Source organism: Bacillus nitratireducens, from assembly GCF_001884135.1.
Classification (GTDB): Bacteria; Bacillota; Bacilli; order Bacillales; family Bacillaceae_G; genus Bacillus_A; species Bacillus_A nitratireducens.
Window position 1 is genome coordinate 104,012 of sequence record NZ_MAOC01000027.1, and the last position, 17,092, is coordinate 121,103.

15 protein-coding genes and 1 pseudogene are annotated in these 17,092 nt (G+C 35.5%); 2 read left to right on the top strand and 14 right to left on the bottom strand.

Annotation, left to right across the window (positions count from 1 at the left end):
• The 4 genes from BAU23_RS11735 to BAU23_RS11750 form a co-directional block, all read right to left on the bottom strand.
• On the bottom strand, positions 1–522 hold the full coding sequence (locus BAU23_RS11735) for a YfiT family bacillithiol transferase (protein WP_000999074.1): 522 nt from the start codon (positions 520–522) through the stop codon (positions 1–3).
• Positions 523–538: 16 nt separating this feature from the next.
• The gene (locus tag BAU23_RS11740; protein ID WP_071734491.1) at positions 539–1,066 is read right to left on the bottom strand and encodes a GNAT family N-acetyltransferase; all 528 of its coding nucleotides are present in this window, start codon (positions 1,064–1,066) and stop codon (positions 539–541) included.
• Between the two features lie 62 nt (positions 1,067–1,128).
• Positions 1,129–2,451 carry an FAD-dependent monooxygenase gene (locus BAU23_RS11745; RefSeq protein ID WP_071734492.1) on the bottom strand — a complete coding sequence of 441 codons (1,323 nt, stop codon included), beginning with the start codon at positions 2,449–2,451 and terminating at the stop codon, positions 1,129–1,131.
• Positions 2,452–2,532: 81 nt separating this feature from the next.
• Positions 2,533–3,312: an undecaprenyl-diphosphate phosphatase gene (locus BAU23_RS11750; RefSeq protein WP_001104270.1), complete on the bottom strand. Its 780-nt coding sequence runs from the start codon at positions 3,310–3,312 to the stop codon at positions 2,533–2,535.
• 132 nt (positions 3,313–3,444) lie between these two features.
• Here BAU23_RS11750 and BAU23_RS11755 point away from each other — a divergent pair, with 132 nt between their 5' ends.
• Positions 3,445–3,651: a hypothetical protein gene (locus BAU23_RS11755; protein ID WP_000267716.1), complete on the top strand. Its 207-nt coding sequence runs from the start codon at positions 3,445–3,447 to the stop codon at positions 3,649–3,651.
• A 49-nt stretch (positions 3,652–3,700) separates the two neighbouring features.
• Here the strand turns inward: BAU23_RS11755 and BAU23_RS11760 are convergent, their stop codons facing one another.
• From BAU23_RS11760 to BAU23_RS29755, 8 genes and pseudogenes are all read right to left on the bottom strand, one after another.
• A complete protein-coding gene (locus BAU23_RS11760; protein ID WP_071734493.1) occupies positions 3,701–4,081 on the bottom strand; it encodes a nucleotide excision repair endonuclease in 381 nt (126 codons plus the stop codon).
• 77 nt (positions 4,082–4,158) lie between these two features.
• Positions 4,159–4,722: a GNAT family N-acetyltransferase gene (locus BAU23_RS11765; protein WP_000282959.1), complete on the bottom strand. Its 564-nt coding sequence runs from the start codon at positions 4,720–4,722 to the stop codon at positions 4,159–4,161.
• A 39-nt stretch (positions 4,723–4,761) separates the two neighbouring features.
• Entirely contained in the window at positions 4,762–5,334 is a 573-nt protein-coding gene (locus BAU23_RS11770; RefSeq protein ID WP_001079054.1) for a YybS family protein, read from the bottom strand.
• 197 nt (positions 5,335–5,531) lie between these two features.
• The gene (locus BAU23_RS11775; protein WP_071734494.1) at positions 5,532–6,962 is read right to left on the bottom strand and encodes a PQQ-dependent sugar dehydrogenase; all 1,431 of its coding nucleotides are present in this window, start codon (positions 6,960–6,962) and stop codon (positions 5,532–5,534) included.
• Between the two features lie 91 nt (positions 6,963–7,053).
• The gene (locus BAU23_RS11780) at positions 7,054–8,772 is read right to left on the bottom strand and encodes an alpha-keto acid decarboxylase family protein (protein WP_071734495.1); all 1,719 of its coding nucleotides are present in this window, start codon (positions 8,770–8,772) and stop codon (positions 7,054–7,056) included.
• Positions 8,773–9,151: 379 nt separating this feature from the next.
• Entirely contained in the window at positions 9,152–11,023 is a 1,872-nt protein-coding gene (locus tag BAU23_RS11785) for an ABC transporter ATP-binding protein (protein ID WP_071734496.1), read from the bottom strand.
• Positions 11,020–13,266: an ABC transporter ATP-binding protein gene (locus BAU23_RS11790; protein ID WP_071734497.1), complete on the bottom strand. Its 2,247-nt coding sequence runs from the start codon at positions 13,264–13,266 to the stop codon at positions 11,020–11,022. The genes BAU23_RS11785 and BAU23_RS11790 overlap by 4 nt, the downstream gene beginning before the upstream one ends.
• Positions 13,267–13,427: 161 nt before the next feature.
• Positions 13,428–13,532, bottom strand: a pseudogene (locus BAU23_RS29755) (IS6 family transposase); the annotation flags it as partial.
• Between the two features lie 490 nt (positions 13,533–14,022).
• Here BAU23_RS29755 and pssA point away from each other — a divergent pair.
• Entirely contained in the window at positions 14,023–14,514 is a 492-nt protein-coding gene (pssA, locus tag BAU23_RS11805) for a CDP-diacylglycerol--serine O-phosphatidyltransferase (protein ID WP_071734499.1), read from the top strand.
• Positions 14,515–14,973: 459 nt separating this feature from the next.
• Here the strand turns inward: pssA and BAU23_RS11810 are convergent, their stop codons facing one another.
• Both BAU23_RS11810 and BAU23_RS11815 read right to left on the bottom strand, forming a co-directional pair.
• Positions 14,974–16,089, bottom strand: coding sequence for an NAD(P)/FAD-dependent oxidoreductase (locus BAU23_RS11810; protein ID WP_016129534.1), 1,116 nt, complete (start codon positions 16,087–16,089; stop codon positions 14,974–14,976).
• A gap of 126 nt (positions 16,090–16,215) precedes the next feature.
• A complete protein-coding gene (locus BAU23_RS11815) occupies positions 16,216–16,869 on the bottom strand; it encodes a YdeI/OmpD-associated family protein (protein ID WP_071734500.1) in 654 nt (217 codons plus the stop codon).
• Positions 16,870–17,092: the final 223 nt, after the last annotated feature.

A 17,092-nucleotide genomic window follows, 5' to 3' on the forward strand; every position in this document is an offset into this window, starting at 1 on the left:
TTACCAATTTAGTCGATTTCTTAATGAAGTGATATGAGCTGTATGATGACGTCCGTGCCATGCATATAGTCCAATTGCAGCAGCAAGTTTTGTTTCGCCAGTATCTGGATGGTTAAATGTCTTTTCTAAATCTTCAACTTCTAGAGAATATAAAAGGTTCACCCATCTTTTATGTAATGAATCTAGCATTACTAGTGAAACATCTACTGGTAATTTAGAATCGGGTAGTTCTGCCCACTTTTCTTCTTTATATGGTTTAATAGTTGGATTCTTTTCTGTTAGTGCTAATTTAAAGCGTATGTAGCTATTCATATGGCTATCAACAACATGATGAACTACTTGACGAACCGTCCATCCACCAACTCGATACGGTGTGTCTAACTGCTTCTGATCTAAATCTTTGATTGCTTTTGTTAGTTCATTAGGTAAATCTTCAATTTCTTGAATCCATGTATCAATCATTTCTTCAGTTATAGGACGTTTGTATGTAAATTGGCCAATTGGATAACGTAAATCATTCATGTATAAGTCCCCCTTATTATAAGCGCGAAGTATTTCTCCAAATATAATGTACAAACTTCACATGTTCTCCGTTTAATTCTACATAAGCTGTATCTGTTTCGTTATGATAAGAAGAAAATCCGCTTTTTTCTAGTACAATTTGTGATGCGAGATTATTTGTAGTTGTTTTAGCGTGAACCTCATTAATTTCATTATTTTTCGCCACGTCTAAAACTAGTTTTACAGCTGCTTTTGCAACTCCTTTTTTTGTAAACTTTTCTCCGACTCGATAACCTAACGAACTGCTTCGAGTTTCCGTATCTATATCTACTAAATTTATTCGTCCTACAATCTCTTTTTCTTCATTACGAATTAAATAAAAATAAGAATCTCCATCCGCCTGTTCTATTAATAAATCGTCTAGTAGTTTTTGGAAATATTCAAAATCAAAATATTGCGAGCTGCGATTTGGTACCATTGTTTCAAAAAAAGATTTATTCGTAAGTTCAAACGTAAATAAATCTTTAGCATCGTGTTTCTTTAATTGTTCTATGTATACTTTCATCTCGATTACTCCTTCTATATCTACTAACTGTTATATATTCTTTTTTATCAATTAATTTCCTGCTATTTCTTTCGCTTCAGTAACACAGCAAATAGCACTTTCGGATGAAATAGGTGAAATGGACTACGAATTAAATTCATCACTCTTACTAATCGAATATAAACGTCAGAGTCACTTGCAGATAGTTGATATATTTGTTTCGTATACCATAGCTGAAATTTTTGCTTTATCGTTAATTTTCTTTTTAGCTGAGGATGACGTGATATTTCCGTTGTAGTCATTTCCCAAGGAGTTTGTATGATATTAGCAGTTTCTTTATAAAACTGCTGTGTAAATGCTTTATCAAGCTTTCGTCTCCTTTGTAAAAGTAACTGTAATTGGTAAGCTTCCATAGCCGCAACTGAAACGCCTTGCCCGAAAACAGGATCAAAACGACAATGTGCATCCCCAACTACTAACAATCTTTCGGGTAGATTATTTACTAAATCAAATCGCCGACGTACTTGATAAGGAATTTTATATGTCTTTATATCAGTAATTCCCTCAGCTTTGTTTAGAAAATCTGTCACATTTGGGATTGATAGATTTTCAGCGAAATCATAAAACTCATCATCTGTTTGTGGTGCTTTCTCATTTGCGTATCCGCTGAAAGTAACAAAATAACGATTATCCTCAATCGTTTGAATAAGTACACCATACGGATTGTCCGGGAAACTTGGAGACATTAGCATATTACAGCAGTCTAATTTCTCATTTTCTTTGAGTTTAAACATTTTAGTTGCGTAGAATAAATCGATACGCACTTTCTCTTCTTGCACTTCGATATTGTATTCACGTAACCACGCTATACTTTTTGAACCGAATCCACTCGCATCAACAACAATATCCGCTTGAATTTCTTCTTGCGTGCCAGTCTCTAAACATTTAGCTTTTACTCCATATACTTTGTTAAGCTTTCCATCTACTAATAATCCTTCAACCAATGTTCCAAATTTAGTGTTAATATTTGAAATTTGATGTATTCGTTTTTGAATATGCCATTCAAGCAAAAGCCTACTTTGTTGAATCATATGTACTTCCCCTATGAACGGTTGTTTCCATAAGCCAAATTGATGCCATTTTAAATCACGAGTAAAGTTATTTACGATACTACCCGCTTCAATTAGTTCATTAGTGATAGTAGGAAACAATTCCTCAATTGCTTTTTCTCCACCTTTTAATAACACATGAGGATGATTACTTTGTGGAACTCTTTTACGCGTGTCTATTCCGTTCCATTTTTCTCCGGCCTCTAAAATGATTACTTCTTCAAAAGTAGTTGATAATGCTTTTGCTGCAAGTTTTCCTGCTATACTTCCGCCAATAACGATAGCCTTATTAAACATATTTTCCCCCTTAATGAAAAAAGACCCTGCCTTTTATGAATGAAACAGGATCTTAACTACATTGCTTCTTTATCATTATAATTAAAATACATGAGTGAATTGCAACGTTAAAATTAAAATACCTAATCCCCATACGTAATACGCGAATACTTTTAAGGAATGACGTTTTAAATATTGAATCATCCATGAAACTGCTATGTAACCAAAGAACGCTGCTGATAACGTTCCGACAATTAAAGGTGTACTAGAGATTGATTCTGCTTTCCCTTGATAAACATCTGCTAATTGCAAAATGATAGCTCCAACAATGGCTGGAGTTGATAATAAAAAAGAAAAGTAAGCAGCCGTTTCACGGTCTAGCTTCCTCCATAATGCAGCGACGATTGTCATACCAGAACGGGAAATTGCAGGGAAAATTGCAGCCGCTTGAAATGAACCGATGATAAATGCATCTTTATATGTAATGTCATCCATTTTTTTACGACCATTCTTTTGTTTATCTGCCATGTAGAGAAAGAAACCTGTCACTAAAAACTCCCATCCAATCGTAATACCTGTTTTTGAAATATCTTCAAAGAAGTCTTTAAATAACAATCCGATTACAACTGCAGGTATCGTCCCAACAATAAGTAGTAACATGAGTTTTGAAAATGGATTTTTAATTAAGTATATAAATTCCTTTTTGTAATAAATAAACACTGCAAGCAAAGTCCCAATATGCAGCATCGTATCTAAAAACAATCCTGCTTCATCTAATTGAAACAAATGCCTACCTAAATAAAGATGCCCTGTACTACTTATCGGTAAAAATTCTGTTAAACCTTGTATGATCCCTAATATAAAAGCTTCTAACCAATTCATGATGGTCCCCTTTCTCGTTTGCTTGTACCAATATATGAAGGTTCAATTTTCGATATGAAAAAAACTATATTTCTCTATGAATTTACTTTTATTTTATGGATATATATGTAAAAAGGAGTGAGGAGGGTTACTATGTGGCAACATACGAAATTCGGCAATGTATTACTGTGGGCAGGACCTATCCTTGTGTTTATAGGGTTATGTATGACAAATGTTATTTCAGATATCCCTTTTTTTGAAGGAAAACATAGAACGCTTGGAATTATAATTTTATTTATAGGGCTTTTCTGTTTAATTGCTGCTAATCATTTTAAAAAAGGAGAAAGAAATGAAGAATGAAACACAAAAAAACAATCCCAGTATATGTGCTAGGATTGTTTTTTGTTACTTATTTATAGAACACTTTATCAACGTTATATTTTGCTTTATATTCATTAATAATGTAAGTTTCGTAAATTTCTCTTTCTGTTGGATCTTCTACGATACATGCATCGATGCGGTATACTTCATCACGATGATTTTTGATTGGTGAAACATTGTCTTCAAAATGCTTTTTAATACGTTGTCTAATTTTACGAGCTTTACCTACGAAAAGAAGTTCGTCATTAATATTGAAAAACATAAAAATGCCGCCTTTATCTCTAGGGAACAAGTGGAAATCGATAAAACCGTTAATTGGAGTAATTAATGGCTCGTCTCCTTTAACAACTTGTTTACGTTCAGTAATTGAAACATCAGCTTCAGGAATATTAATTTTAATCAAGTTCATTCACGTCCTCTTTTATTATAAAGATAAATAATAGCATAAGTATGTAAGAAAAGCTATGTTAAGAGAGATATTTCATTTTATAATTCAAATATTATAGGTATATCATGTAAACTTTTTTTCCAAATCATATGATCGTTTGATTCGCCCCAATAATCCTTCAGCACATAACTAGGTTTTCCAAACTTTTTTGTCCATATACTTTGTGCTTTTTTGTATCCACTATCTAAACAGCACTCAGTTATTCCTCTGCTAAGTAATGTAAGATACATTGTATTTAGTAGTAAACTCCCTACACCTTTTCTTTGATACTCCGGAAGTATAAATACAGTTCCTATTTCATACAAATCCTTAAGTACACTGTCTGTACAACTATTAATCAATGTACTTGCTGGACCGATTTCAATTGTTCCAATGATTTTATCGTTACTTGTATCTATCGCTAATAAAAAGTAACGACTTTCTCCGTTACTCTCCAAATCATTTTTCAAATACTGTTTTTTCGTTTTAATTTCATTTTCTATGTCATCTAATAACTGTGATAACCCTTCATTTTTAAATGTATCAGTAATAACAAGACGAAAAAACAAATGTAGTTCATCTAAATCATCCGAATTTGGCCTTCTAATGTTAACGTTATACACGACTTGAATCTCCAATCTTTAAAAATATATGAGAAATTGTTAATACCATACTTTATATACTCTATTCAACATTATTCTACAAAGGCCTGCATAGATCCAGCAGTATAAAAAACTCAGTATAAATATTAATGTAATAGCTTTTATATCCATAATTGTATGAACAGTAGGACCAAGTACTGGAAAGCGGAATATATCGAGAACGATCATAATTCCTATAAGTAGACATATCGCCGAAAAGGAAACAACCCAAATCCTTCTCTTGAATTGTATAAAAGATACTCCTAACACTATACCTAATAAGCCTGTAGTAAAGGGAAAAACAATTAGTTCACTTGGCTCAATAATGAATAATAGGAAAATAGTAAGAATATAAGAGAGTATTCCCTCACGAATAGAATAACAAATAGCTAGAAAAATCGGCAGCGTCGCAAAAGGACTAATAAATAACCCGATACCAGGGATTAAGTTCCCCGCAGATTGAAAAATAGCAGCAAGTGAACCGAGTAATGCTGTAATGACTAACCTACTTGCAGGAGTCATCCTTCTTTTATAAACTAAGTTCACATCATGTGATATCATCAATTGATACCAATAGCTTCTAAAGCGATTCATCAAATTACCCCCTAAAGAGACCTAATTCACCACTTACTATTTTTATTCATATACGTATTGATTATGTTTTACTTTCTGATTGTTAGGAATCACTATACAATAGATGTTTATCCATAGAAGGTTTTTAAAAGGCGCTAAATCATGCGTTTGAAAAAGTATGAATTCCATATATTTTTAGACTAAGAGTTTATACCGTATTAAGGAACAATTTCAAAAATAGTACCTTTGTTAAAATCCGTTACTTTCATTGATCCATAAACTCCTAAATATAATCTAGTTTGATCTAAGTTTGTTCCCAAACTCATATAATAAGCTGCTTGAGCACCAAAATCATAATTGGTTTCAATAACATGAAAATCATTACGTTTCCCGTCTATAGCTGCTCTAGTAAAAGCTAACATTCCCTTTACTGGAGATTGAGATTCTTCTTTCTTAGCAAGATCTGTAAACACGACACTACCAGCTAAATTTTGAATTGCAGTTCCCATATATGGCTGGACTCCTGTAAGTGAAGTTCCTCCAAATTTATCTAGTCTGGAATCTTTATGAAAATAACTAATTAGAGGCTGAATACGCCTCACTGACGTTTGAATTGTTTCATTATAATAAGCCATTGTTCTCTCATCCAATGTCTGATTCTCAGAACAGTGCCTTATAAAAGACGTAGGGAATTCCCCTTCCCATCCTCGCCAACCAAAATTAATAAATCCATCTTGATTGGTAGTGGATCTCATTACATGCGTTTGAACAAGTTCGGTAACCGGCATTGGTTTATAATGAGTAAACGAAAAAATGGACTCTACTATATCTTGTCCGACATTTCCGGCATATTTGATATATTGATTATAAAACCTTTGGAATGAAATACCTGTTATATTACGAACCCCTTTCGCAATTACCGTAAGCGTTTCTTGTATAGATAATGGAAACTCATTAAAGCGCGTAACTACTGGAGGGTTATTTATAAATGTATTTTTACTTACATCGATTTCAATTATTTTACCAGCTATTTCTAAATCATTCTGGCTTAGATTAAATGGATCATAACCCGATCCACCATCTCCATTTGTAAAAACAAGTTTTCCAGTCTCGGGTGAAAAGTTTAAACTATTAACACCGTTATGATTAAAAAATGGCCGTTTTATGTTAAGTAATGTTCTTCGTTTTTGAGGTTGACCGTTTGATTGTAAAATCCATTCTTCAATTGTATCAATATGATCATATTGGGTATCTCTATTTATCCACTTTAAATTTAAAGTTTTCGGGTCACAAGGATTCGGTTTAAATTGTTCTGTAAGTGCACCTGGTCCTTGAGTCCCAACCATTGAATAATGGAGATAAAATAAGCCATTATGATTAAATTGCGGATGAAACGCTAGTCCTAGCAATCCGCGTTCATCATAACCGCTACTAGAAACACCTTCTTCAAACGTGCCTAATTTAATAATTCGCGGACTAATATTTAAAAATGTTTTTATTACACCGTCTCCTATATAAAAAATCTCTCCTAATTGGGTTGCAATAAATAGTCTTTCAGCCGATTCACCTGGAAGTATGGCTGTTTTTATTACAGTTGGTAAATTTATGTTATGAACGATTGGCCGTAAACTAACCTTAATTTTTGTCAACTTACTTTACACCCCTTTAATTGCGTTTTATTAAAAGAGTATGATTAGAACTGTTCGATTAGTATTCAATTAGGGACTAGGGAATTGAATACTATTTCTGACTGCGCTGCTTTTCTTGCTTCTCCATATAACTACGCATCCGTCGCATATATTCAGGTGCGTCCATTGGATTCCCTACGATCATTTCAATTATACAGAGTCTTTTGGCGCTTTCCTTTTCAGCATGGATTATAGCCTGATCAAGCTCTCCATAGGTCCGGACCGTAACGGTAAACGCGTTACCTCCAAAAGCTTCTGCCAGCTTGGTGTAAGACCATCGAGGGATTTGGTTGTACTTTTGATTCTCTGTTTTGACATTTAAATATCTCTCGATTGTATAACCATCGTTGTTCAAAACAAAGATTATGGGCTTGCAGCCGTAATAGAGCATAGAACTGATTTCCTGTGCCGTTAGCTGCAGGGCACCGTCACCTGTAAACACCAATACCCGGCGTTCCGGCGCGGCCATAATAGCACCAAACGCCGAAGGGATTGCGTAACCGATGGACTGCCATCCACCTTGTCCAATATATGTTACATTACCCGGCAGTCTTATCTCTCCCATTCCATAATAAAACGTTCCGGTCTCGGCGATTACAATATCCCCCTCTTTCAGCATGCGCTGAAAACGCGGATAATAGCCGTCCGCCATTAGAGGTCCGTCGGCAATAGTTGTGAATTGCTCATAAGGGAATGACAATTTTTTTGTCAAACCTTTGCCCGTATAACCCACCTTCTGAACGGCAAGTAGCATGTCGGCTGCAAGAACATTCGGATATTCCGCCTCAGCGATTTTAACTATATCTGGTTGAATATTGACAGTTATCAGCGGGTTCAGCTTTGCGGTAAAACTTGCGGTGTTTGTGTCCGCCCATACCATGCCAATCGCAATGATACAATCTGCATTCTCCACCGTACTTTGGACTTCAGTCCTCCCGAAAGAGCCTAGATACATTCCGATATAATTTGGATGGGTCTCATCGAATCCTCCCTTCCCGTACATCATCGTTACAACAGGCACATTCATTGCATCGGCCAGTTGCCGAGTTGCTGTCTGAAGGCCGAAACGCATCGTTTTCACATCCACCAAGATAACTGGCCGGTTGGCACGTTCCAAAAGCGGACGGACATGATTCACTGCAGCCTGAAGGGTATTAGGGTTGGATGTTGGACGTGGTGGTACCGGTTCTGTCCAAACTTTAATCGGCTTGGTCACTAAATCATTAGCCACAACCAGGTATACAGGCTTTTTCTTTTCCTTAGCAATGCGAATCGCAGTCTGAATTTCAATCTTGGCATTTTCCGGCGTAAGCACCGTGGTATATGCCGTAATCTGCTCATACACCTTGCGAAAAACGTCAAAATTTCCATCCATTAAGGTGTGATGCATCAGCTTATGCTCTTTTTGATCCTTCTCAGGAGGCGCACCCACAATGTGTATTATTGGTACATGTTCGCTGTTGGCTCCCGCTATCGCATTGCATGCGCTGAGCTCCCCGACCCCAAATGTCGTAATAAGAGCCGATATTCCTTTAATTCTTGCATAGCCATCTGCAGCGTAGCCCGAGTTTAGTTCGTTTCGTCCTTCTATAAAACGGATGCCGTTATAACACTCCAAAGTATCAAGAAGTGTAAAATTATAGTCCCCTGCGACACCAAAAATTTCGGTAATGCCCTCGAGTTTCAGGCAATCGAACAAATACTGGCCAACCGTTTTTTGAGCAGGTCCCCTTTGTAAACCAAAGTTGCCCGTATTAATCATGTTGTCCATCGCTTGCTCACTCCTTATCTATTTCTTGGGCTTGTTCTGTTTTATAGTACCCTTTTTGATAATGCCCATTAATTAAACCGATTATCCGTTGGGCAATAATTAATAGGGAAGAAATGCTCCTTATCTTTGGAGATAGTTATAAAACAAGAGAAGGAGGAGAAACACTAAAACATTACAAGAATGTATTAATTAATCTTCTAATGTTCTTTTTAAATTGTTTCCCTTTAAAATATTCCATTTATCATGCTCCTCACTCTGTTTTGCAAATGTCTAGCTTACTTTTAAAAACTTTGTAACAGAACCTTAAAAATAATAAAAACCCACGAAGAAAATGCATTTTCTTCGTGGGTTTAGTTATTTAAATGGACTTTCACCTAACTCAAGAAGCATCCGCACCTTCAAACTGACTATTATAAAGCGAAGCATAGAAACCATCAGCTTTCAATAACTCTTCATGATTACCTTGTTCTACAATATCCCCGTCTTTCATGACAAGGATTAAATCTGCATCACGTATTGTTGATAATCTATGAGCGATAATGAAGCTTGTTCTACCTTCCATAAGGTTTTCCATCGCTTTTTGAATCAGTACTTCTGTACGAGTGTCAATGGAGCTTGTTGCTTCATCGAGTATTAATATTTTCGGATCCGCTATAAGGGCACGTGCAATTGTTAGTAGTTGCTTTTGTCCTTGGGATACGTTGCTTGCTTCTTCGTTTAGTTCCATTTGATATTTATTTGGTAATGTTTTTACGAAATTGTGAACGTGAGCTGCTTTCGCTGCTTCAATTACTTCTTCGTCTGTAGCATCGAGTCTACCGTAACGTATATTCTCCATGATGGAGCCGTTAAATAGCCAAGTGTCTTGAAGTACCATACCAAACATGTTGCGCAGGTCTACTCGCGTGAAGTCTTTTATATCGTGACCGTCGATACATATTGCACCGCTGTTTATGTCATAGAAACGCATTAACAGTTTTACAATCGTTGTTTTACCAGCTCCGGTTGGTCCGACGATCGCTACCTTTTGTCCAGGTTTAATGTTAGATGAGAAATTATTGATGATGATCTTATCTGGATTGTATCCAAATTGAACATCTTGGAAGGTAACTTCTCCTTGAACTTTTTGCAGCTTCACTGGATTTTCTGCTTCTGGCACTTCCTCTTCTTCTTCTAAAAATTCGAAGACTCTTTCTGCAGCTGCTGCAGTGGATTGAAGTACGTTCGCGATTTGCGCTACTTGAGCGATGGGTTGCGTAAAGCTTCTAACATATTGCACAAATGCTAGAATGTCTCCAACTGCGATGGTTCTCTTTACCGCAAGCCATCCACCTAAAATAGATACAGCGACGTAACCGATATTACCGATAAATGTCATAATCGGCATCATCATTCCGGATAAAAATTGAGATTTCCATGCGGAATGGTAAAGGGCATCATTTACCTTTTCGAATTTTTTTACTTCTTCTTCTTCTTTGTTAAAGGCTTTTACGATATTGTGACCACTATAAATTTCTTCGACCTGACCGTTTACGTGTCCTAAATATTCTTGCTGGGATTTGAAGTATTTTTGTGATCGTTTTACGACTGCCATGATGAGAATCATCGATACTGGCAATATTAAGAGCGCCACTAATGTCATTTGCCAGCTGATTGATAACATCATGATAAGTACACCGATGATTGTAATAACGGATGTGATGATTTGCGACATACTTTGGTTTAAAGTTTGGCTCACCGTATCTACGTCATTTGTAATTCTCGATAATACTTCGCCGTGCGTTGTTTTATCAAAGTATTTCAGCGGCATACGGTTAATTTTTTCATCGATTTCTTTTCTGAAGTTATAAGATACTTTTTGAGCTACCCCAGAAATAATGTACCCCTGGATAATACCAAACACAGTGCTCAGTATATATAATCCAAGGAGTAAAATGACAATGTTTCCGATATAGGTAAAGTCAATGGCCGCACCAGGTGCTCCTGATACTTTGCTTACAAGTCCTTCGAAAAGTTTTGTTGTCGCGTTTCCTAAAATTTTTGGACCAACGATTGTAAAGGCTGCACTACCGATTGCGAAAAGGATAACGATTAAGATTGATAATTTATAGGGCTTCAAGTATTGAAGGAGTTTATTCATCGTTCCTTTGAAGTTTTTTGCTTTCTCAATCTTTCTCATGCCGCCCATATGACCGCCACCGCCAGGACCAGGGCCGCTTTGTTTTGTATTTTCTATTTTTCTATCACTCATGATGACAACTCCTCTCTTGAAAGTTGTGATAAAGCAATTTGCTTATAAACTTCACAGTTTTCCATAAGCTCTTCATGAGTACCAGTTCCAACTATTTTTCCTTCGTCAAGTACAATAATCTTATCGGCATTCATGATTGTACTGATTCTTTGAGCAATAAGTAAAATAGTACTTCCTGTAATCTCATTGTTTAAAGCTCTGCGCAATGCTGCGTCTGTCTTAAAGTCAAGAGCTGAGAAACTATCATCGAATATGAAGATTTCCGATTTTTTCGTAAGAGCACGCGCAATAGAAAGTCTTTGTTTTTGACCACCGGAAACGTTCGTACCACCTTGTGATATTTCTGTACGGAAGTTTTCAGGTTTCGCGTTAATAAACTCCATAGCCTGCGCGATTTCTGCCGCTTTTTCGAGTTCTTCTTCAGTTGCTTCTTTTTTACCGTATTTCAAATTACTCTCGATTGTACCTGAGAAGAGAACTCCTTTTTGCGGTACATAACCAATTTTCTCTCTTAATTCCTTCTGCGATACTTCTCTAATATCCGTGCCATCTATTAATATTTGGCCGCTTGTGACATCGTAAAAGCGTGGAATTAAGTTGATTAATGTTGATTTACCACTACCTGTACTTCCGATGAAAGCTGTCGTTTCACCAGGTTTCGCAGTAAAGGTGATATTGGAAAGCACATCTTCTTCTGCACCTGGGTATCTAAAGCCAACATTTTTAAATTCAACGTAACCTTTCTTGTCTGAAGCAAATGTTTTTGGCTCTTTTACATCACTAATGGTAATGCCAGTATCTAAAACTTCTGCGATACGTTGTGCGGAAACTGAAGCACGTGGAACCATAATAGATACCATTGAAATCATTAAGAAGGCCATGATGATTTGCATTGTATATTGCATAAATGCCATCAAATCACCAACTTGCATATGTCCCATATCCACTTGGTGTGATCCAACCCAAATAATAAGTACAGTAACGGCATTCATGATAAACATCATCATTGGCATCATAAATGACATTAAACGGCTTACAAATAAATTTGTTTTTGTTAAATCTTGATTTCCTTTTTCAAATTTCTTTTCTTCATGTTTTTGATTATTAAAAGCACGAATAACAAGCATACCGGTTAAAGATTCACGAGTGATTAAGTTAATTTTATCTACTAACTTTTGGATACGCTTAAACTTAGGAATCGCGATGCTAAATAAACCAATGACTAGGCTTAAAATCGCAATTACCGCAACTGCGATAATCCATCCCATTGAAAGGTCTGTAGTAAGTACTTTAATAATGCCGCCGATACCTAAAATTGGTGCATAGAATACAATGCGAAGCATCATAACCATAAGTGTTTGAACTTGTTGGATATCATTTGTACTTCTTGTGATTAGAGATGCAGTGGAAAACTTATCAAACTCCGCATTCGAGAAGTTTGTAACTTTCCGGAATACTTTCTTTCTAAGGTCTCTGCCGAGTCCTGCAGCTACTTTTGCAGCAAGTAAACTCACGATAACGGTAGCTGCCATACTTACTAAGGATAAAAGTAGCATTTTCCCGCCGGAAGTAAGAATAAAATTAGATTGAAGTTTATCAGTATTGATACCTATTTTCTTATACTCATTCTCGATGTATGAAACAGCTGACTGTGTTACCATGCTGCCTGGCATATTCTTAAACTTTTCATCTGCCTTATCTTTCATTGCATTGATTTGATCTTGAGGAAGTTTCGCAATGATTGCAAAAGGATCTGTATTTGGCGGCAGTTTCGCTGGTGTATTGTTGTCACCTATCGCAGCAGGAGAGAAAGCAGATGAGCCACCTTTTTCAATTCCTTGTGTAATTAACATTGGTTTCCCAAAGGTATCGTTAAGTTCGTTAATTATTTTTTTATCTTCTGTATGTAACTTATAAAGTGGCTCTTTATCAAGCTGTGGATAATCTTTTAAGTCATTTTTTAGTTCACTTTGAGAGAGGTCGTTCTTATCTAAAAGCACATAGTTGTCAGCAACTTTTTTCTTCTCGTTTTCATTCATAAAGAGCGTAAGTTTATCCATTTCACTTTTACGGATAACCTCAGGTACTGCATTTTCTACACCTTTTTGTTGAATCCCTACATTGACAATGTTAGACATGTAGTCTGGCAGTGATAGATCGCATACTGCCTGTACAGTTAAAAGACATACAACCGCAATGATGGAAGCAATAAATGGTTTTAAATGTTTGATGATCTTTAACATTTAGTTCATCTCTCCATTTTCTTTGTCTAATTTTTTTAGTTTTTACTCCGCTCTCTCCTTTATTCTTCGTATTCTCAGTAATTCATTCTAGCAGCTCTTTACGTATTTTCGACTACAGATTAATTTTATGACTATATGAAGATATGGTGCAACTTTTAGGGTGTAGATGTTGTTTTATAGGACTTAAATCCCAAAATAGAACGCACATGTTTATTGATAAAACGATGATCTTGTTCCACTATATCATTAATATATCTAACTAATCTTTTCTGGCGGAAAACCAGAATTTCGTAAACTAACTGAATTGATTGATGAATATCGGATTAATATGTTTCCTGTACTCTTAGGCAGTGGACTACCTTTATTTAAAGAAATTACGGACAAAATCAATCTTAAACATATAAAAAACAATACATTTAAAACCGGAGGAAAATGTTTGACTACTCGGCAATTCAACTATCGGGTGCTAATGTTCAACAACGCGTACCGAAAATAGGCTCTAAACATATTTTATAAAAAGTCATTCTATAAAATATGTTTAGAGCCTATTTTGGATAACTCTTTTTTTCAAAAACGGTTTTTTTATATTAGGTAAATTAGCAATAATAGACTTACCAACATAACGTACAGGAAATCGACTTTTTTCTTGTCGAAATTTACTTAGCATACAGTGGTCATATATTTTCAAGAATAACGGAAGAATATATAGAAAATGCTACATAAACGTGAAGTTTGATCAACTTAGGGGGGACAACCTTGTTCAATCACATAGTAAAAGCTGTACCCAATTTATTTACGATTGGAAATTTATTGTGCGGTGTTTTTTCAATTACCATGAATATGAGTGACTATTTGGAAGTAGCCTCCATTTTTATTTTCTTTTCAGCTGTTTTAGATCTCCTTGATGGAAGAATTGCGAGAAAATTAAAAGTGAACAGTGAGTTTGGTGTACAATTGGATTCCTTAGCTGATATTGTTAGTTTCGGCGTTGCTCCTGCACTTTTATTTCATTCGATAGCAACACCATCTATTTTAACTTCTTTGGCATTTATCCTTTTCCCAACGATGGGTGCTTTAAGATTAGCTAAATTTAGTATAAAACCAACCATTGGATATTTTATGGGATTACCTATTCCAGCTGCTGGATTACCATTGGCCGGTATGGGATTGTTTTCATATAGCAATGCATGGATTACATTAATCCTTGCTCTCTTAATGGTAAGTCCAATTAGGTTTAAAAAACTTTAATTTGGATCCCGTCTATCGCTTTAATTTCATTTGTGAAACGGTTCACTAATATCCATCAAGTTGAGGTTTTTGATGTTATTCATCATTTTACGAATACAGCGATGGGACAGACTTTAAAGAGCTTACCTTTTGTAATTGCTCATAATAGATTGTGAAATTGAATAGCCTCCAGTTTTTGAGGTTATTGTTTATATTTCTGATATGTATTAAAAGAAAGGATATTCGTCTCTATATTGAACGAATCAATCTTTCTTCTCTAATGCCTCAAACGATAAAAATGCACTTCGTTGCTATAAAAGGCAAAAAATTTTCGTTTTGTGGATTATTTATTTTCTTAACTTGATAGCGATGTGGTGGTACCCCTTGTTTAAAAGAACTCTTACCTCCAAAAATACTTAGTTACGCCCAAATAACATAATAAAAAGATTAGGAAATCACTCCTAATCTTTTTGTTTATTACTATTCCATTGCCCCAGCAACGTCATAATCGTTTAAATCTAATTCAATTGGTTGTCCTAATGCCAGTTTAGCAAGTTGAGATCCTAAGTATGGTCCCGCAGTTAAACCCGAAGCACCTAATCCGTTTGCAACGAGAATCCCTTCAAATTTAGGTAGTGGACCAATAACAGGTAAGAACCCTGGTGTAAACGGTCTAAAGCCAACTCTTGTTTCAATCATTGTACCATCTTCTAAACCAGGCGCTACTGTTAACGCTTTATGGAATACTTCATGTAAACCACCCGCTGTTACACGGTGATCGAAACCAGTGTCATTTTCATGGGTAGCACCGATTACGACATGACCATCGTCAAACGTTAAAATATATTGATCGTTCGGCGGCATAACAACTGGCATATTTCCTGTTGCTGTATTTTCCATTTGTAAATGAACAATTTGTCCTTTTTGGAACGTAACTAAGAAATTAATTCCTAATGGGTTTAAGATTTCGTTCGCCCATGCGCCTGCAGTTACTATTACCTTTTCCGCTACAATTGTTTCATCATTTACTTTAACTCCCGTAATATGATTCCCTTCACGGACTAATACTGCATCACCTTTTATGAAAGTTGCACCATGCTTTTTCGCAGCGCTTATTAATGCGTTGCGTAATAATCTTCCATTTACTCGTGCAGCGCCACTAATATGAACAGAACTATATTCTTCCGATAATGCTGGGAATAACTTTTTCGTTTCTTCAGCTGTTAAACGAGTGATTTCACCAATCTCCGGTGCATCTTCACGGCGTTTATACGCTCGCTCTTCCATTTGATCTAGTTTTTTCTCATCAGTATGTAAACTAATTGCACCTACACGGTTGTAACCTGTATCCGTTTCACCGTCTTCTTCTAATTGCTGAATTAACGAAGAATAGTAACGTGCACCGCCTTTAACGATTTTATACCATGCTTTATTACGACGTTGCGACAGCCACGGACAGACAATACCTGCTGCTGCGTCAGTTGCTTGACCTAAATCTTGACGATCTACAATAGTAACCTTCGCACCAGTCTTAGCAAGATGATAGGCAGTAGATGCCCCTAAAATTCCCGCTCCAACTACAATATACGATTTCATTTCAAACACCTTTTCTCTTTTGCTAATTATTTAAATATAAGAACATATTTTAGTATATTGAAAGGAATCCTCTTTTCAATGTACTCTTTGCAATTAATTGTTGCATCATTGTGACGTTCCTAATTATTATTTTTTCTTCTTACGGAATAATTCAATTGTTTTATAGCCTTGTGAAAGGATTTCAATCATTTTCTCAAGACGTTTATCGCGTGTTTTTTCTTGTTTCACAGAAAATAAATTACGTGCCCAATCTTTTTGATAACCAGGAGTTATACTTTGATAAAACTTAAGTTCAGCTGGATGATTAGCCAATAATGCTTCGACATCTTGAATACGATCTGCATAATCAGCAACACATTGACTCATAGCAGGCGTTTTCTTCTCTTTTTTCTTTTCACGCTTTAAACCTACAACAGTAAATACATCATCCATACTTACCATTCTTGCAAATTTAATATTACTCTGTCCTACATACCCATCTTCACCAACGTTTAATGCAGGAAACATTTCATCACGGTGAATAAACGTACTGTAACGAGCATTACCTTTTTTCGGATATGCGAAAAACACATAACCTTTTTCAAGTAATAATTCTTCATTATTAATAATAAAATTCGTTTGTTTCACCATTTCATCAAGCGTTTCAACAAAAATAAAAATAGCATCGTGTTCTTTTGAAAATGCAGTTTCTTTCCCTGTGAAAATGTCATAATCACTTGGTTCGTTAATTACGACCATATTTGTATACTTATTTAGTTTCAATTTATCGATAACTGACATAAAAATCTTCCTTTACATTCAAAATTCATTGTTCATACTGTTCTAGTGTATTATATCTATTAATAAAATCAAACTGTATTGTTTAAAATTAAAAATGTCACTTCATTAGCTTCTAGTTTTTCTTAATTACTTTTCAATAAATAAAAAAGAGACTAGACTACTCTATTTTAAGTCCAGTCAATATATCACTCTGTTTTCCTCTATTTAAAACCGTATCCCTATT